The sequence below is a fragment of the Chromobacterium piscinae genome (assembly GCF_021129175.1).
GTDB lineage: Bacteria > Pseudomonadota > Gammaproteobacteria > Burkholderiales > Chromobacteriaceae > Chromobacterium > Chromobacterium piscinae.
In genome coordinates this window covers 147153-167770 of record NZ_JAJOHV010000058.1, presented here as the reverse complement: position 1 = coordinate 167770, position 20618 = coordinate 147153, and the positions used below count along the sequence as shown (strand labels likewise).

The window sequence follows — 20618 nt, the reverse complement described above, 5'->3', positions numbered from 1 at the left end:
TTGCATGATTTTAGGCTTAAAGTTTGTGTAAGAGTATTGCATTTTCTAGGGAAAGATACGAGAAAGCAGTTAAATAATCGTATCAGATGTTAATCTTGCGCTCGCATGCTTAATAGTTTTGTAATTATTGATTAAAAACAAGGAGGTCAGGTTGGATGAATAATAGGTAAAAGTTTTAGAAGTTTTTTGATGACGCTTTCTCATTATTAAATGGACCTTGACTTCATTCACCCTGACTAAATCGTCTTGTAACGGATTAGAGAGTAACCTAAATGAAAAAAGAAACTGTTGATATTGCAATTGTGGGTATGTCTTGCCGGTTCCCTGGCGCCAAAAACTATAATGAATATTGGGAAAATTTATTAAAAAATACTAATAGTATAAGTGAAATTCCTGCGGACAGATGGTCATGGCAAGATTATTATGAAGAATTGGAAGGAAATAAAAATACAACTAAAATAAAATGGGGTGGATTTATTCAGGATGTTGATAAGTTTGATCCGCTTTTTTTTAAAATATCACCTAAAGAAGCTAATTATATGGATCCGCAGCATAGACTTATTCTTGAGTCTATCTGGCATGCTATTGAAGATGCAGGATATAACCCTAGGAGTTTAGCAGGTAAGAAGATTGGTGTTTATGTTGGTGTATCAAAAAACGATTATGCTGAATTGATGCGTGAGACTAAAGAGTCAATCATTTCGTTTGTTTCTACTGGGACGGTGCACTCGATTATTGCAAACCGTGTTTCATATTTATTGGATTTCACCGGTAAAAGTGAAGTAGTTGATACTGCTTGTTCAAGTTTTATGGTCGCATTAAATAATGCGGTTAGAGATATTCAGTTGGGAATATGTGAATCTGCTGTTGTAGGTGGTGTAAATGCCATTCTCACTCCGACGATGTATATTTCGCATAGCAAATCGGGAATGCTATCTCATGACGGAGTTTGTCGTTCGTTTGATGAGAAAGCAAATGGTTATGTAAGAGGTGAGGGAGTGGGAGTTGTCTTTTTAAAGCCATTAGATGAGGCGAAAAGGGATGGAGATGACATTTGGGGAGTAATAAAAGGGATTGCTGTTGCACATGGAGGGAAATCCACTTCTTTAACGGCTCCAAGAGCTTCTTCACAAGCTGCAGTTGTTGATGACGCTATCAAAAAATCAGGTATACCTCCAGAGACTATTACTTATATTGAAGCACATGGAACAGGCACACCGCTTGGTGATCCAATTGAAATTGAAGCTTTAAAAATCGCTTATGCTGAGGTTAAAACTGATAATAATTGTGCTATTGGTGCAGTAAAAACCAATATTGGACACCTAGAAAGTGCGGCAGGCGTTGCAGGGTTAATCAAAATATTGCTAGCATTTAAGCATAAGTTGCTACCGAGTATGCTTAATTTCAATAAACTCAATCCATATATCGAGCTTCAGGGAAGCCCTTTCTACATTGTTGAAAAAAATACCGAATGGCATAACTTGAATAATGCTGGAAATGAGATCCCATTGAGAGCAGGATTAAGTTCATTTGGTATGGGAGGGGTGAATGCACATGCAGTATTTGAAGATAAACCACTCGAAAGAAAGCCTATTAAAAATAAGATAGAGAAAACAGCGATTCTCATTTCAGCTCAAACGGATGGCCAATTAAAAGACTATGTAGATTCCATTTTAAAGCACATCAAGTCCAATGTGGACATTAATTTAAACGATTTGTCATATACGTTGATGTTTGGCCGAGAGGCGATGGATTCTAGAGTAGCATTTATTGCTGATAATATAGAAACTTTACAAGAGGCTATGCAAGATTTTCTTGATGAAAAGCCTCACCCATGCATCGTCAACACTAACAAAAATCTAAAAAAAGAAAAAACAAAATTAGAAGTTACTGCACAAGATTGGATTTCTAGAGAATTGGTAGATTGGAGTGAAATTTACAAAACAACAAAGATGGAAAAAAGACGAATTCATCTACCTGTATATCCTTTTAAAAAGATACGATGCTGGTTCCAAGGCAGTACCATCAAGAATAGTTTTGCCGAAGAAAAAAATAAGCTGGATCAGGCTAATTTAACAAAAAATATCAATGAGAAAAACACATTTACAATTAATGACTATTACATACGCGACCATGTTGTAAAAGGTGAAAATATTGTTCCTGGGGTCAAGTATTTAGATATTTTTTTAACTGAGTCTGAGAGAGGTGTGTCGTCTGAAGTTAGTGAAATCAATGATGTTTTCTGGGTGAAACCGATAAAAGTGCGCCATGATATTTCTCCTAAAATCGAATTGAATAGAAATGTTGATACTGCTGAGCTATCTGTAAAGATTAATGATGCGATTTATTGCACAGGCAAAACAAAGCTTGGTAAACGTCCGATAGCAGAAGCAAAATTAAACATAGCAGAGGTAAAAAAACGCTGCAATGAAAATGCTTCTTCGGAATCGCTTTACGAATTGTTTATTAAAAATGGTTTAATGTATGGCGATACGTTCAGAGTAATAAAAAATTGCAATTTCAATAATGATGAAATTATTTGTGAGTTGCATCGTCACACGCAATCTCCTACGGAGAAAATAATTGAACCCTCTATTGCTGATGGTGTCTTTCAAACAGTCGCTGCTTTATATTTATTGAATAATTTGCATCAAGAAGAACAGCTGTTGCCATATTATTTGAAGGAAATGAAGGTATACGCTGCGATGCCTGATAAATGCATTGTCTATGCACATCGCAATGAAAATTCTGGTAAAGAAAATATTGAATCATACAATATGTATCTATGTAATGATTCGGGAGAATTAATTGCAGAGTTCAAGGAATTTATAAAACGAAAGTATGAAAAGAGCAAGGATGTTGACAATATTACATCGTTGCCACTATTAACGTATACGTCGAGATGGGTCACCAGATCGTTAGGGATGCACTGTGAAAATTTATCAGCGGTTATTGTATTTGAAAATGGTAGGACTTTCTTAGACAAAGCCAAAGACAGTTTTAAAAACGCTTTCATTATACAGGTGAAAAGTGGGCGGTCGTTTAAAAAAATTAGCAATAAATCATATATTGTTAATGCGCAGGATGCCGATTCATTCAGTAAACTTTGGAATTCACTAAAAGAAGACAATATTCAAGTTGAAGGAGTCATTTACGCGTGGAATATAAATGGCCAGGGTAATGTAAGAAACGTTCTGAATCTGGGTATTAAGGCTGTATTTTTCATAATAAAAACGCTAATTTTAGCGAAAAATAACTTTAGTACTCGTATTCTTTATTTCTATCAAAATCATTCAACAGTAGAAACAACAATACATTCAATGATTGGTGGATTTTCGAGAACATTAGCCTATGAAAACCCAAACATTATATTGGAGTCAATTGGCTATGACTCCGCTGATGATATCGATGTGGCAGCAATAGCATGTCAAGAACTTACTTATTACAACAATGCCCCTCTTTATGAAATTCGTTATCAAAAAGCTATCCGTGAAGCCAAAGTAATTACAGCAAGAAAAAAAAGTGACAAGAACGATGGTGTTTTGCTGAGGAAAAACGGCACTTATTTAATTACTGGGGGGGCTGGTGGTTTAGGTTTTATTTTTGCTACATACTTAGCAAAGGAATATCAGGCAAATCTCATTCTCGTTGGGCGTACAACGTTTAGCTTGTCACACGAGAGAAAAATAGAAGAGTTGATTAAGCTTGGTAGTCATGCTCAATATATCCAGTCAGATGTCGGTGATGGTGAGTCTATTAAAAAACTATCGGCGGCTTTGCAATTAAAAAATATCGAATTGAATGGAGTCATCCATTGTGCAGGAATGATTGACGATGCTTTTATTATAAAAAAAACATCGGAATCTTTTGATAAAGTAATCGCTGCAAAAGTGCTGGGAACCATCAATTTGGATGATATTACAAAAAAACACAAGCTTGATTTGTTTGTCGTTTTTTCATCCATAGCATCGATCATGCCTAATCAGGGGCAGTCAGATTATGCCTCTGCTAATGCGTTTTTAGATGAGTTTACTAATTACAGAAATTCACTGAGTCAAAAGGGGGAACGTTATGGTAAAAGTATTGGCATCAATTGGCCTCTTTGGAGAGATGGGGGAATTGGTGTTAATAATGATGAAGAAGAGCATTTGAAGAATTTTTTTGGAATGTTTCCTCTAGAAACTGAATCGGGAATTGAGATTTTCCTTGAAGCATTGGTTGAAAACAATGAAAAAACACTAGATGGTCAAGTTATTGCAATTAAGGGGGATGAAGAGAAGATTAATAAACATCTTCAAGTATTTAATGATACTGGTGAATTAAAAAATCAAACCGTCAGTGAAAAATTAAAAAAAGTAATTCATGCAATATTAAATCAAAAAAAGGTTATTAATAATGTTGAGAGTTTTTCTGAGTTAGGCTTGGATTCTATTGGAGTACTAAAATTTACTTCGACAGTTAACAAGCTATTTGATCTTGAACTAAAGCCTACTATTTTATTTGAGTATGATTCTATTTTTAAGCTTTCTAATTATTTACAGAATTTATCTGTAAATAAAGCCTCAATTCTAAACCCCCCTCCTTTACCGCTTTCTAGCAACTTTTTATGCGGCAGATCTTTGATTGATTTGGAACGATCAGACCTTGTTAATTTAGAGTTTTCCAAAGGTTTTTCACAAAAAGAATACTTCATGAAAGACCATATTGTCGACGGAAAATACAATGTGCCAGGTGCTTGTTACATCGAAATGGCTGTGGAATGTGGCGAGATGATACCAGGAAATGGTAAGGTATTTAGATTAGCAAATAATTATTGGGCTAAGCAATTATCGACTACGGGAGGCATAGTAGAAGCGAGATTAAAGCTTCTGGATAAAGGTGAGTTTTATGAGTATGAAATATCAAGTATGTCTAATGATGAAAGCGTACTTCATGCGGTAGGTCAGCTATATGTCAGTAATAATAGTCAAATTGATCTTGGATACATTAATCTTGCCGAATTGAAGTCAAAGTATCATATACATAGAAGGCCTCAGGAGATTTATCAATTTATACATGCAGAAGGTTTGCATGTCGGTCCTAGTTTTATGCCAATGCTAAATATTGCATTGAATGAAGAAGAAGCATTATCTCATTTGAAATTACCAGATTTAATATCGGAAACTGCTGTAGATTATATTTTCCATCCGAGCTTATTAACCGGGGTTTTGCAAACCGCATTACTAAATAATAAGCCAAATGGTATTGAGGATACGCACTTTATACCGATTGCCATTGATGAAATAGTTTTTGTAGATAAAATCCCGTCGGAATGTTATGTCTACACTCAAACAAAAAAGACAAATAAATTAAATAATGGAATTGCAAAATTTGATGCGAAAATCGTAAATTTGGAAGGTAAGGTTATTGTTAGTATTCAGGGATTGACGCTGCGTAATTTAACCGCTATGAAAAATTTTCCGATGCAACCAAGTGCAGAACAAAAAAATGGTTCAAGAAATATATTTAGTAGTGATGATTCTAATCGCCAAGTAGAGAATTTGCTAAAAGAAACGCTAAGAGATTCAATTGGCTTGCCCGTTTCAGATATTGATTCCAATGTAGATTTAGAAGCCTATGGAATCAACTCTGTAATGATTGTGGAGTTAAATAAAGCATTAGGTAAAATATTTGGAAATCTGTCTAAGACTTTATTTTTTGAATATAAAAATATCAAAGAACTAGCGGGATACTTTATTGAGAGTCATCAGAATATTTTATCTGACTTGTTGTCAAAAAATATGGAAATAGAATCTTCGAACGATACAGATAGTACATATCATGATGTGCGATCAGATGTAATTCAGGATGTGTTTATTCATGAGCCAAATAATGCGCAGACTTATACGCAAAATGAGGATATAGCCATCATTGGAGTTGGAGGAAAATATCCGCAAGCTGCTAATTTATCTCAATTTTGGGAAAATCTAAAGCTGGGAAAAGATTGTGTTACAGATATGCCGAAATGGCGCTTTGACTATGAGAAATTCTATCGTGATACAAATGATTCCTCCATGCTCTCTGCGAAATGGGGTGGGTTTCTTGATGATATTGATAAATTTGATCCACAATTCTTCAATATTTCACCAAAACGTGCGGATTTAATTGACCCGCAAGAACGATTATTCCTTGAGGTTGCTTGGGAAACAGTCGAGAGTGCTGGTTACAATCATGAGTCATTACGTGGTCGTTCAATTGGCGTATTTGTTGGTGCATTGTGGCAACCTTATACCGCGTTGGCAATAGAGCAAACTATTAATGGGAATCCACAAGCAGCGGATGGACTGCTTTACAATATTCCAAATCGTGTCTCATTCTTTTTTGATTGGTCTGGACCTAGTTTGGTAATCGACACTGCATGTTCAAGTTCATTGTCAGCTTTACATTTTGCCTGTGAAAGTCTTCGGCAAGGAGATTGTGAAGCGGCATTGGTTGGGGGAGTCAATCTTTCTTTTTCTTCAGATAAGTATTTTTGGCTCGCTAAGAATAATTTTTTGTCGTCTGATGGAAAATGTAGAAGCTTTGGTGCCGATGGCGATGGTTATGTGCCAGGAGAGGGGGTAGGTGCAGTCTTTATAAAAAAAATGAGTGATGCGATTAGAGATGGCGATAGTATTTGTGGGGTGATAAAAGCGACTGCAGTCAATCATGGGGGGAAAACAAATGGGTATACCGTACCTAACCCTAATAGGCAAGCCGATTTGATTTTTAACGCTCTCAATAAGAGCAATATATCGCCTGATCAAATTGATTATATTGAGGCTCATGGTACAGGCACATCGCTTGGTGATCCAATTGAAGTAGCAGGAATTAAAAAAGCATTTTCTAAGTATCCAGGAAAAGAGAATCGTTGCGCTATCGGTTCTGTAAAATCTAATATTGGGCATTTGGAGGCAGCAGCAGGTATTGCTGGGTTAACAAAAATATTGCTTCAGATGAAACATGATATGTTGGTGCCATCATTACATGCGGATGCATTTAACCCAAATATTGATTTCGAAAATTCATTTTTGGCTGTCCAGAGAGAACTGTCTATGTGGACACGAAAAAGAGATGAATTGGGGAGAGTCAAACCACATTGTGCAATGCTATCTTCTTTTGGTGCTGGTGGAAGTAATGCGCATGCGATCATTGAAGAATATATACCTAAGCTCGATACTGAGCACTCAAATGCTGAAGAGAGTTATTTTATTTTTCCAATTTCTGCCGTTAATAAAGACCGTTTGCAAGCTTATGCAGAAAAAATATTATACTTTATCGAGAATTATTCAGTTGAAGAAATCCGTTGTAAAAAATATGCGAATGATTCGCTCTATCTAAGAGACTTAGCATACACATTTCAGGTAGCCCGTAGCCAGCAGAATGAGCGACTGATAGTAATTGTGAAGAACTTTGATGAGTTGAAGGAGAGTATCAGAAAGTATTTACTAGCGCCTGATCAGAAAGTAGATGGAGTCTACACGGCAAACGTAAAAACTGAGCAGCCTGCTTTCAGGCTTTTATTTGCCGATACTCAGTTGAATCAAATATTTGATGCTTGGGTGAAAGGTAAAAATCACACGAAAATTGCCGGACTGTGGCTTAGTGGAATGGATGTGAATTGGAGCCTTCTATACAAAGAGAAGCAAGTCAAGCGTATTGATGCTCCAACTTATCCATTCAAGAGGGAAAGTTATTGGATGAAACAAATGACATCCCAGGCAGTTACTCATTCTGAAAGTAAACAGTCAAAACTTCACCCACTACTCCACCAAAATACATCGGACTTTTTTGGCCAAAAATACAGTTCTATTTTTAAGATTGGAGATCCAATCTTAGTTAAATATAATGATAAAGAAAAATATGTTTTACCAAATCTGATCACTATAGAAATGTTTCATGAGGCGATTCTCCTGGCTACTAGTAATAGAGAGAACATCTGGAGTATTGAAAATGTGCATTGGCGTAGCCCGATATTAATTGTTGATGATGCTCAAGAAGTACATACTAATCTTTCTGTTATTGAAGATGATGGAGAGAATGTAAGCGAGGTTTATTTTGAGCAATATTCAATATTGGAAAGCGATGTCGTCGAAAAGCTAATTCACAGTTCAGGCACAATCAAATCAATCAAAAACATTTGTGTAGAAAAGGTTGATATTCCGCGATTGGAAAAAGAAAATGATTTTGGAATAATTGAGATGCAAAGTTATTATCAAGATCTAAAAGAATGTGGAATTGAGTGTGGTGAAGAGAAAAGTAGACTGAGCGAGATAAAGTTTGGCAATGATCGGATCCTAGCAAAAATTAATACACAAAAATATGTACAAGTTGAAAATTTTTCGATACATCCCGAGCTGCTGCTTTCCGTTATGGAAATTATCAAATTTGTGATGATAAAAGTAGGTCAAAGCCCTAGTGAATTTGTAAATATAAAGTCAATTAAAAATGTAGAAGTTTTTAGAAAATTAAATAGCCCTTCCTATATTTATGCCCACGTCAGACCCGAAGTGGAAAGTATATTCAACATCTATATTTTGGATAGAGATGGAAATGTCAATATAAAGCTAACTGGTCTTGTTGTTGACGATAAAAAATTTTATAACGGACCGGAAATTACGTGCTCACCTGCGGTGGAAAATAATAAATCCCTTATTTGTGATGACTGTGTGAGTGAATTTTTGATAGATAGTCTTGCATCTGTATTGGGAAGCAGAGTTACAGATATTGAAATAGATAAACCTTTTATTGAAATGGGATTGGATTCAATTGGTGCGCTTACTTGGATCGAAGCGATTAATGAAAATTACGGTATTACTATTAATGAGACAAAAATTTACGATTACCCAAATATAAATGAATTTTCTCGGTATATTATCTCAATTGTAGATGAAGAGAAAATTAGTAATCTGGAATTTATTAAATCTGACGATCAAATTTCAAACGTTGAAGAAGTTAATGAGGGGCACTCATCAAGCCATGACTATGACTCTTTGTTGGATTTTTTAGTTGAAAGTGTAGCTTCTGCATTGGGAGTGCCAATTGTTGATATCGAAATTGATAAAGCATTTGTTGAGATGGGGTTGGATTCAATTAGCGCTGTAGTTTGGATAGATGCTATCAATACAAACTATGATTGCGCTATTAATGAAACAAAAGTTTATGATTACCCGAACCTTGTAGAGTTTTCTAAGTTTTTAATTAATGAAATAAGAGGAAATAAAGCTTCCGATAAACAGTCATTGGAGTCATTGTATGCCTAATAAGGGAGTAAGAAGAGTCATTGGTCAAAATAGACCCGCGTCGTTGCAAATTGATGCCGGTGCTTTATTCAAGAATAAGTTATTACTCGGAGAAAAAATTAGCGATGATAGCTCTCCGGAGGGTGAATTAGTTATTGGTTATAGGTTGAGTACGAAAAATAATGTCTGTTTTCGTGATCATATTGTAAATGATACACCCTGCATTTCTGCGGATGTTTATTTAGAATTAGTTTATGTCGCCTTCCAGGCTTATTTGGGATTGGACTGTATTGCGATGAGTAACGTCATCATGTCAAATCCGATTGTTGAAAATAAGAGAACAGATGTTTTTGTACGATTGTATATCAAACAAAGCAACGGTGATTACATATTTAAATTAGTTTCTAATGACGATGTATCAAAAAAAGAAAAAATACATGTAAGAGGTATTGCTTCTAATGTTGTGAATGGTTTGATAAAGAAAGGCATGAGTTTTCCAGAAGAGTCTATTATTGAGAATTTTGATGTTGAATATTTTTATCAAAGAGATGCAAATATTTATTTGGGGAGTTTCTATCGTTCGTTACGAAGTTTGAATTTTTTTAATGGGTATGCAATTGGTGAAATTTCGATTTTAGAACATGATCAACAGTTTTCAATGAGTCCACGGATCATCAATGCAGCAATAGGCAGTGCAATCACCTTTTCATCTCATTGTGTGAATGAGCCTTTTTATGCTGGTGAGAATTATTTTTTACCATATAGCATTGATGGTCTCAAATTGTATACGTCCTTTACGGAGAAAGAATATCGATGCATAGTTAAACTTGTGAGGGCTACTAAAAATATTACAGAATGTTGTCTGCAAATAACAAACGTCAATGGCGATCTTGTGTTTGAGATTACTAACTTTAAGCTACAAAAAGTTAATGCTCAAAAGATAATTAATTATAAAAATAAGATTACTGGTGAAATAGAGAATGTGTCGAATTTAGAGACAGTAAATGAAGATATTGCCATTATTGGCATAGCATGTCGATTTCCAAAGAGTAATAATTTCATAGATTTTTGGAGACTTCTTAAAACTGGGAAAGATTGTATAGAAGAAGTCCCTGCTGGAAGATGGGCTGAATTTGGTGATTGGTATCATCCTGAAGTTGAAAATTATGGAACGGCTAGCTCCAAATTTGGTGGATTTATTGAGAGTTATGATTGTTTTGATCCATTATTTTTTAATATATCTCCTGCCGAAGCAGAATTGATGGATCCGCAACAGCGGATATTCTTGGAAGAAGCGTGGAGTGCGATAGAAAATGCAGGATATGCACCAAGCTCGCTGGAGAATACAAAATGCGGTGTATATGTTGGTTGTGCGGAAGGAGATTATTTACAGGTTTTAACTAAAGCGAATAAACATTGGGAGGCTCAATCTTTTCCGGGCACCTCTTCTGCTGTGTTGGCTGCCAGAATATCTTATTTTTTGAACTTGAAGGGCCCATCCCTTGCTGTTGATACTTCTTGCTCATCATCATTAACAGCAATTCACTTAGCTGCTGAGAGCATTAGAAGTGGTGAAAATGATTTGGCAATTGCCGGTGGCATAAATATATTTTCCAGCCCATTAAAGCAGATATTAACTTCACAGATAGGTATGCAGTCAAAAGACGGTCGTTGCCATACGTTTGATCAGCGAGCAAATGGCACTGTTTTCTCAGAGGGGTGTGGTGTAATTTTGCTGAAGAAATTATCTCATGCAATCGAGGCAGGTGACAATATTTGGGGTGTTATAAAAGGAAGTGGTATTAACCAAGATGGTAAAACAAACGGGATAACGGCACCAAGTGCGATTTCACAGGAGAATCTCCTCAGGGATGTTTATAAAAAATACAACCTTAACCCAGAAAAAATTGGTTATGTGGAGGCGCATGGTACAGGTACTGTTTTGGGGGACCCTATAGAAATACAAGGACTAAAAGGGGCTTTTGAAAAATTTACTGATAAAAAAGAATACTGCGTAATCGGCTCATTGAAATCAAATATAGGCCATGCTGTTTATTCCGCTGGAGTCGCTGGGATAATCAAGGTGCTTTTATGCCTTAAGTACCAGGAGTTTGTACCTTCAATCAATTATAGCAATGTAAATAAGAATATTGATTTCACTAACTCGCCATTTATTGTAAATAAAGAAAATAGACCCTGGAGGACGACTGAAGGAAATAAGCGATTGGCGGCAGTTAGTTCTTTTGGTTTTAGTGGCAGTAATGCGCATATCGTTATTGAAGAATATGTTAATTAACCTAAAAGAGTTTTGATATGAAATATATTATTCCCTTTTCTGCAAAGTCTACTGCTGCGCTTAAACGAAATGCCTTTAATTTGTTTCATTTTCTTAGCGATGACGAAAATTTATCTGACAAAACTAGTATAGAAAATATTGCATATACGTTACAAGTTGGCCGCGATGCCATGAAATTTAGAATGGCATTTATTGTTGAAACAGTACCAGAGCTTATTAAAAAGCTTAATATTATTCTGAATGATAATGGCAAGCTTGAATTTTTAGACGATATTTTTATTGGTGAAATACAGGAAAATAAAAATCGTGAGAAAATGAAAGAAGTTCATAAAGATATTATTAAGGATTGGCATTCTCAGGGGAATTTGGTAAAAATTGTTGAGCATTGGATTTCTGGTAATAAGCTAAATTGGATGTTTTTGTATAGTGGTGTCATGCCAAATAAAATAAGCTTGCCTTCTTATTCTTTTGAGAGAGAACGGTACTGGCCAAATTGTACGGAGTCTTTTTCAATTCAGAATCACTCATCAGGTGGTTATAAGGAACTCTCATCGGAATCGAGGAGTATTGATGAATTGAATCTGCGGAAAAAAACAGAAAATGATTTAATAAAAATTGCTCACCAAATATTAAAAGTACCGCTTGAAAAATTGGATGTTAATACTAACCTATCAGATTTCGGTCTTGACTCAGTTAGTTTAGTTAAGTGTGCTAGAGGTATATCAAATCATTTTAATTTTCAGATTACGCCTGCCCAATTGTTCTCAAATTTGACGATTGGTGCGTTAACCAGTTATATGCATGAAGAGTATCATAAAGAGCTTTGTAAATTTTATAGTGCAATTGAATTGCTTGATGAGTTAGGTGTGGTTGAAGAGAATATTAGTATTACTTCTGTTGGAATTGATTTTAATCCTAACGCTAATAAAGGAAATGAGTCGGTCGCAATTATCGGTATGAGTGGAAAGTTTCCAAAATCCAATGATCTTGAGGAGTATTGGGACAACCTGCTATTAGGAAAAGACTGTATATCTGGAGTTCCGTATGAGCGTAAAGGTTGGATGGCTTATATTGATGAAGCTCCAGAGGAAAAAAATATAATGTGGGGTGGATTCATTGAAGGACTACAAAAATTTGACCCGGGATTTTTCGGCCTTTCTGATAATGAAGCTGAAATCATGGATCCGCAGCAACGCTTGCTGTTGACTTACGCGTATAAGGCTATTGAAGATGCAGGATATAATTGCAAGACATTGAGTAATATCAATGCAGGGGTGTTCGTAGCTATTGGGAATAATGGCTATGATGCCATTGTCGCAAACTCTGGGAGAGAATTAGATGCAAAATTTTTGACAGGATATATGCCTTCGGTGGGTGCAAATCGAGTTAGTTTCTTCTTCGACTTACATGGACCGAGCGAGCCGGTTGAGACGGCTTGTGCTAGTTCTTTGGTTGCCATTCATCGGGCAATTAATGAGATTAATAATGGCGTCTGTGATATTGCTATTGTTGGTGGTGTTAATTTGATAGTAACGCCATATGGGCATGCGAGCTTGAATAAAGCAGGTTTGTTGAGCAATGAGGGTAAATGTAAGCCATTTTCATCCAATGCTGATGGATTTGTCCGTGCTGAGGGAATTGGCGTTATTGTCTTAAAACGCTTGAGCATAGCAGAAAAAGATAATGATCAAATTTATGCGGTTATTCGAGGGAGCGGGGTAAATCATAATGGTAGGGGGAATTTCCTTACCGCTCCTAACCCAAAAGCTCAAGCTGCTTTGTTGGAAAGTGTTTACAAACGCGCTGGGATAGATATTAATACGGTCAATTATATAGAAACTCACGGTACGGGGACTGAACTAGGTGATGCGGTTGAAATTGAGGGGTTAAAATCAGCATTTAGAACATTGGGTTATGAGAAAGCTTCTGGTCAGAGCACAAAAAATTGTGCTATTGGATCTGTAAAATCAAATATTGGACATACAGAGTTGGCCTCTGGAATGGCTAGCCTCATCAAAGTTGTTTATCAAATGAAAAATGAGATGTTAGTGAAAACTATTCATTGTGATTCGATTAATCCAGATCTCAATTTAGATGAAAGCCCATTTTTTGTCGTTCGAGAAAACCAACGATGGAATATGATTAAAGATAAATTCGGTGCATCATTGCCACGTCGGGCAGGTATAAGTTCATTTGGATTGAGTGGGGTGAATGCGCACATAATATTGGAGGAGTATTTAAATGACCGTGCAGATGTGAAACGTGCCCCCCTCGCGAAACATCAGTTTAGCGAAAGTGATTACTGGATAAATAAAAAATTTGATCAACTTGTGTCCGGAGCGCTTGATGTAAATAAATTGAATACCAATGAGGATAAAAATTTATTTTCTAAATGGTATGGTAAGTTCTGATATATATGGTTATTTAAATATTTTATCCTATCGACTATGAAAAGCATCCACCGAATAGCTGGTCGTTGTGAATGATTTTCCATAGTCGCAAAAGAAGTATTAGTAGAGTTTAATATTGCCTTGTATTAAATAAACCATGATATTTTGCATATATTCAACTAACTTGTGGTTTGACATAATAGAAATGCATTTTATCCTCTCTCTGCCACTTCGAATATACATGACATGAAATCAATAACACTAATTGCGTTATGCCTTGGTTTTTTCATGGTTATCATGGATGTCACCATCGTTAATGTTGCCTTACCTACGTTAGCTACACAGTTGCATACGAGTGTTTCTTGGCTACAATGGATTGTTGACGGTTATACCCTGAGTTTTGCAGGTCTTTTATTAAGTGCGGGCTATTTAAGCGATCAATTTAATAGTAAACACTTGTTTCGTTTAGGTATTGCATCTTTTGCGATAACCTCATTGTTTTGTGGATTAGTTAGCTCTCCTACGCTACTGACGATATTCCGCGTTTTTCAGGGCATTGCTGCTGCACTTATAGTACCAAGTTCGCTAGCGTTGATTCATATGGGCTTTGATGAGCATACTGCTCGCTCCAAAGCGATTGGCATCTGGGCTGCAATCGGCGGCATTGCTGCTGCCATTGGCCCTATGGCGGGAGCTATCTTGACCAGCTCATTGGGCTGGAGAGCCGTATTCTTCGTTAATGTACCGATTGCTATTCTTTGCTTGCTGTTAACCTCGGGCAATTTTAAACAAAATATTCAATCTATATCTAAGCGTAAATATTTCGATTGGCTAGGGCAAATTTTTGCCATCCTCAGCATTACTTCACTTGCTTTGGTAATTATAGAACTAGGCCATCTTGGTTGGAAAAATCCATTGGTGCTGATAGGTTTTTTACTCTTTGTTTTCTCAACATTACTGTTTATTTTTGTAGAGTCTCGCTGTAAAAATCCCATGTTGCCGCTAAAGTTTTTTAAAGTGAATGGTTTTAGTATAGGTATTGTAAATGGATTGTTGCTGAATTTTGGAGTTTATGGAGAATTTTTTATCCTGCCTTTATATTTTCAACAGGTACGTGGTTATGGTGTGTTAGAAACAGGCTTATCTTTAACGCCTTTAACACTGGTCATGCCATTGGCAGCTTTTTTTTCTGGAAGACTGATTAGCAGCATCAACGCTACAAGGACAGCTCTTGTGGGGCTATGTTTGGCGGCATTGGGATTCATTAGTTTGTTGTTCGTGATAGATAATTTCTCTGATTACTATTATTTTATTTTGCCGTTGATGTTTTTAGGGTTTGGTATTTCAACTGCGATGCCAGCATTAACGAGTATTACTATGCACTCTATAACATGTGATTCCGTTGGTTTGGCTTCAGGAGCTTTTAATGCCAGCAGACAACTAGGTAGTTTAATCGGCGTTGGCGTTTTTGGCAGTATTATTGCCAGTACAACAAATTTCATGCATGGAATACGTTACACATTATACGTCGGGATATTGGCATATCTATTGGCTATCTTTTTGCTACTTTTTCCTATCGTTGGTTTTCCAAAATTTAAAAATATGGGACTAGTAAAAAATTAGTGTTTGAGAAATTGATTTTAATAAATAAGGCTTGACACAACATTATTTAGGAGCATGTATGAAGGTATATGTCTTCCCTGGGCAAGGCTCACAGAATATTGGAATGGGGCAGGGGCTATCAGCTAGGCCTTATAAGGATAGTGAGATTATTTTAAATCTTAGAAAGCAGTTATCAAGTTCTGTGCAATGGTTGGCTTCGATTCGTTATTTAAAATCCATCGGCGATGTAAAATTTGAAGAGATTGGACCTGGGACTGTTTTGAAGAAATTAATTGCAAATATAAAGGCCGGGAAATAAATATGGAACAATTAAAAAAAAGAACTGGCTATGATATTTTTTTGGAGCAAATTCTCTTTATTGTAAAGAAAACATTGAATAAGGAATCGCAAACTCTTTATTTAGACTCACCACTTAGTCAGTTTGGTTTGGATTCTATTATGGTCACGAATATTGTGTCCATGATAAATAATTTTTTTAAATTGAAGCTTTCACCTGTGACCGTGTATGGTCATAAAAATGTTCGCGATGTTGCTAGCGATTTGTATGATCGGTTTCGAATAGAGATTGATACTGCAAGGATAAGTTTGCAATCAATTAAATCGGCTTATGAAAATGTTAGTGACTATCCGATTGTTGTTTCTGATGTCTTTGCTGATCGACCTCGTCTAATATTTTTTTCTGCAAGTGACAATGGGCAACTGAAGAAAATCCTGCATGGTGTTGTCGATTTTTTAAATAATTCCTCGGATGACCCAAACTTAATTAAAGCTTTGGAGTTTGAGTTTATTTCCTTATGTAGACCCGGCAAGGCTCGTTTGGCAATTATTGCTAATGATCGTAAAGAATTGTTGGAGGAAATTAACTATTTTATTGCTGAACAAAGTAGTAACTATATTTATGCCGAAAATTTAAATGAAGTGGTTGGCAATATTGATATTTTTTCTTCATGTAACAATGCAAAAAAATTTTTACGAGATAGTATTTGTGATAATGGATTGAAAAAAATTGCTGGCCTTTGGTCGCTCGGAGTCGATATTGACTGGCATATGGTTTTGGGTGAGAGCAGGCACGTTGATAATAAGACTGGAATAATGGAAAAGCTGACATGCTTAATTTAGCTAAATCTATATTGATCGTTATTTTTATTGCTTTGTTTCAGTTGTCGATATATGGTTTTTTTGTGAGACCTAGTATTACAACGTGGGGGGCAACAGAAAAAGAAATTTCCATGCCAATGGCTGGCGATAATAAAGATTTACTGGTTACTGCGACCAGAGCTATAACAATTAACACTTCGAAAGCTGAAGTGTGGAAGTGGTTGATACAACTTGGGGCAGATAGAGGAGGGTTTTATAGCTATTCCTTTATTGAAGAAGCGCTTGGATATGAAACTCGTTATCAGAATGCTATTACCCCCGAGTTTAAAGAAATAAAGGTAGGAGACTTGGTTCGTGGGTCAATCAATGAAAAACATAGCATTGTTCCATACAGCTTTAAAGTTCTTTATGTTAAGCCAGAGGAAAGTATTGTGCTTGATAAGTGGGGAACATTTTTGTTGAAGAGTATATCTGATGAGCAAACCCGTTTGATTGTTAGAAGTCAGGAAGTTGCTAATAAAAAAAATATTTGGATGAGTATTTCAAGTTACTTAGAAATTCCTTTTCATTTTATTATGGAAAGAAGGCTTTTAATGGGAATTAAAGCTAGGGCAGAGGCTGGAGAAAGTGTGAAACTTTCTCCAGCGAAAGACATAATTTGGTTTTCTGGTGTTGTTATATCTGGTTTTTTAATTTGTTGGTTTGTTTATATAGCAATAGGTGTTGTGCAAAGCATTGTGATATCGTCAATTTTGAGTTTTTTTTGGATGTGCTCTATTTGGCTGGTGGATCCAATCCCTCTATATAGTGTATCCATGGTACTGGTGGTTTTTATTGCGATTTGGGTGACGATAAGGTCTAAAAGAGGTGGAGTATGAAGCCTGTTATATTTATGGCTTCTGGGCAGGGATCCCAATATTTTCAAATGGGAGTGGATCTTTATAATGAAAATGAATACTTCTATGAGAAAATTAATACGGTAGGTTTAATCATTGAAAACCGCTTTGGCATTTCCATTGTGGATATTATCTATGATGATAAACGGGATGGCTCAGAAATTTTTAGTGATCCAATTTTATCAAGTTTGGGAATTTATATAATAGAATATGCGCTTGTATCTACGCTTGAGAAATATGGTGTACAACCAACTAAAATCATTGCGTCAAGCCTGGGGATATTTATATCAAGTGTGATTTCAAGATGCCTTGATTCGAGCCAGGCGTTGGATACCATATACTCTATGATGTCGTTATTAAATAGGCGTTGTGATGAAGGATGTATGATTATAGTGTTAGCTGATCCAACAATGTATTACAGAAGTTCTATGTTGAAAGAGAAGACTGTCTTAGCTTCACGAGATGATGGGTTGAGTTTTGCTATTTCTTTGCAGTTATGTGATTTGATGGATGTTGAGAATTATTTAAATGACATAGGGGCTGCTTTTCACCGTTTGCCGGTTTCTAGAGCTTATCACTCACATTGGATGGATCATTTGAAAAATGAGTTTATGAGAATGGATTTAAATTTTTTATCTAATAAGCCATCGATTCCTTTGATTTGTTGTGCAAGAACAGATGAGTTGCTGACTATTGGAATGTCTGATTTTTGGAATGCTGTTAGAAGACCTTTGCTCTTTTCGGATACTATTGCGAAGGCTGAAAAAGAAATGGCAGCGTGTTATATAGATATAGGTCCTTCTGGTATGATGGCGACAAATTTGAAATATGTTCTACCCAAATCTTCCAAGTCAGAAATTTATACAATTCTTAACCAGCAGAGGAGGGCATCAAAAAATCTTGAAAATGTGATTAAGCACTGTAGATGACCGAATTGATAGATGTTTCTCAAAATGCAGCATAGTTACTGGGAATGTTACTGTGGCCTGCTGGGAATGTTAAATATAAATTGATATGAGACTCAAAGAGATTCTAATCTAGAAGTGTGATTGTCGGACATGAATCATTTCGATTCTTAAAGGTGGTGGTAGATGGTTTCGCTGTCGCAGTGCGCTGTTGTCAGTATCCTATCTCTAGTATGGCCTGGTTTGGTATGACTGGCGAAGCAAGTTTGACTGCATAATAGTATTGGAAGTCTTGCCATTGAAAGACCTCATGGAGAAAATATTAGGCTGAGAAGCTTGGTTATCAATCAGACTTTCGACATCGAAATGCTAGCGTTGGTGTTGGGAAGTGCGAACTTGGCTTGTGGCTGTATGAAGAAGGTAGGCAGTTCGGATGAACAAGTGATTGTCTTTTGAGTTGATAATGGCCACATGTTAGCTCTTCTGTTGTTAGCCGGTGCCTGGTCCTGATGCGTGACTAGGGCAACGCCTTAGAGGATTTGTCTAAGCAGGAATGATCTTTGGTTCTGCCGTTGTAAGTAATACTTAAATGATAAGACCTGTAAGTAAGCCATTTCCGTGGCGGGACTGTGCTATCTCAGCGCGTGTGCCGGTGGTGAAAATAAAAATTGACTTCTGTTCAGTTTTACCATAATCAATTTTATTGATCTGCATGAATTAATCGATTTTGTTGTTCATTGCTAGTGGATGGGCAGAGAGTTCCGGCTCTGACGATTAGCTTCGAGCCTCGCGGAGATTTTTTATTAGGCAAGTGTGCCGTCAAAGTATTGGACAGTTGATGCGACCATGGCCATTGTGGATTGAATGTGATTGATTTCACTATATATAGCCTAGTTCCATTGCCTTGGCGACAGCATGTGTCCGGCTGGATACATTTAATGTTCGCAGCAAGCTGGCGACATGATTATTAATGGTTCCACTATTGAGTTTGAGTTGCTCAGCAATCTGTTTGGAAGAATATCCACGTTGAAGAAGGCATAGAACGTCATATTGGCGTCGTGTAATTCCTGATGGCATCCTCGCGCAATTTCCAGAAGGAAAGGCCTTGTGGCCATCGACAACATCGCGCAGCGCTGACATGAAGTCTGTATATGGTGTTGTTTTTGCGATATAGCCAAGTATGCCCATCTCTTTTGCTGCGGCAATCCAATCTGGATTGGTGGCACCTGTTACTATGACGCAGCGCTCATGTGCGCCTTGTTGTGCAAAATATCGTACCAGGGACAAGCCATAGGCCTTAGGAACATCAAGGTCAACAAAAACGCGAAACCAGTTGACGTGGCGTAAGAATTCTTCGCGTGCGGTCTCTGCACAACTGCAAATCGTGACGTTAATTTTGCTATCCATTTTGGATAGATGAAATTTAATCGCAAACGCAAAAACCGGGTGATTTTCGATAATCAGGACATGCTTTTCTTCAAGGTTGCAGTGCATTAACACCTCCACATTATAAAGTTAAGCTAGCAATTTAAAATTGCTCCCAATTTTCTGTTGCGTGGTAAAAATGAAGCAAGGCCGTTCAGTTTTGTGAGGCAAGTTGAATTTGTTGTATAAGTCAGCTAATGAATGAATTTCCATTTATCTTGGAAAGGGCTATGACATAGTCGCTGTTTGTCACGCGCATCAAATAGAGTAAAGCGTTTTATGATAATTACTCTGATTCGAAGCTTGCGCGCTTAGCGCCCAAATTTGAACGCATCTACATGTTTAGAACGAGGTCCGATACAAAAATTGCAGCATGATGTAAAGGCGAGGGCTGTGAAGTAGCATTTTCCACGCTCTTGGTGTTAGCTCATCCACACGGGACGCAGTCTTTGCTTGATACGCTGCACTGCTTGTGCAGGCAATCGTCCGAGTTGGCCTCTTGTAATTGTCTCTGTGAGTCTTGACATGGCTAACAGCAGTTTTGCGCCAAACCTCATCTGCAGAACAGGCATTTGAGCTTTCTTGTTTAAATTACCTGTAAAGCTTGGCCCAGTTATTGGTACCCATTGGGTGTGAAAGATGGGAAACTGAGCTCGGGAAGTGTTTCTTGATTTGTGTTTGTCACCCGCGTTGGTTGCTGAGAATCTCTGACGCTAGTGGTAAAA

At 36.7% G+C, this 20618-nt stretch carries 9 protein-coding genes; 8 read left to right on the top strand and 1 reads right to left on the bottom strand.

Going from position 1 to position 20618, the window contains the following annotated elements; translation table 11 throughout:
• The first annotated feature begins 272 nt into the window (after positions 1–272).
• The 8 genes from LQR33_RS15575 to LQR33_RS15540 all read left to right on the top strand — a co-directional run bounded on the left by LQR33_RS15575 (position 273) and on the right by LQR33_RS15540 (position 18492).
• A complete protein-coding gene (locus LQR33_RS15575) occupies positions 273–9281 on the top strand; it encodes an SDR family NAD(P)-dependent oxidoreductase (RefSeq protein WP_231469616.1) in 9009 nt (3002 codons plus the stop codon).
• A complete protein-coding gene (locus LQR33_RS15570) occupies positions 9274–11556 on the top strand; it encodes a beta-ketoacyl synthase N-terminal-like domain-containing protein (RefSeq protein WP_166439712.1) in 2283 nt (760 codons plus the stop codon). Before LQR33_RS15575 ends, LQR33_RS15570 begins: the two co-directional genes overlap by 8 nt.
• Before the next feature lie 17 nt (positions 11557–11573).
• On the top strand, positions 11574–13967 hold the full coding sequence (locus LQR33_RS15565; RefSeq protein ID WP_231469614.1) for a beta-ketoacyl synthase N-terminal-like domain-containing protein: 2394 nt from the start codon (positions 11574–11576) through the stop codon (positions 13965–13967).
• A gap of 225 nt (positions 13968–14192) precedes the next feature.
• Positions 14193–15569, top strand: coding sequence for an MFS transporter (locus LQR33_RS15560; protein ID WP_269326265.1), 1377 nt, complete (start codon positions 14193–14195; stop codon positions 15567–15569).
• Between the two features lie 58 nt (positions 15570–15627).
• Complete coding sequence (locus LQR33_RS15555) at positions 15628–15867, top strand: hypothetical protein (protein WP_221669131.1); 240 nt, start codon at positions 15628–15630, stop codon at positions 15865–15867.
• 2 nt (positions 15868–15869) lie between these two features.
• Entirely contained in the window at positions 15870–16688 is an 819-nt protein-coding gene (locus LQR33_RS15550) for an acyl carrier protein (protein ID WP_231177349.1), read from the top strand.
• Entirely contained in the window at positions 16676–17545 is an 870-nt protein-coding gene (locus tag LQR33_RS15545) for a hypothetical protein (protein WP_221668691.1), read from the top strand. Before LQR33_RS15550 ends, LQR33_RS15545 begins: the two co-directional genes overlap by 13 nt.
• A complete protein-coding gene (locus LQR33_RS15540) occupies positions 17542–18492 on the top strand; it encodes an acyltransferase domain-containing protein (protein ID WP_166439706.1) in 951 nt (316 codons plus the stop codon). The genes LQR33_RS15545 and LQR33_RS15540 overlap by 4 nt, the downstream gene beginning before the upstream one ends.
• A gap of 855 nt (positions 18493–19347) precedes the next feature.
• Here LQR33_RS15540 and LQR33_RS15535 read toward each other — a convergent pair.
• Complete coding sequence (locus LQR33_RS15535) at positions 19348–19962, bottom strand: response regulator transcription factor (RefSeq protein ID WP_166439705.1); 615 nt, start codon at positions 19960–19962, stop codon at positions 19348–19350.
• Positions 19963–20618: the final 656 nt, after the last annotated feature.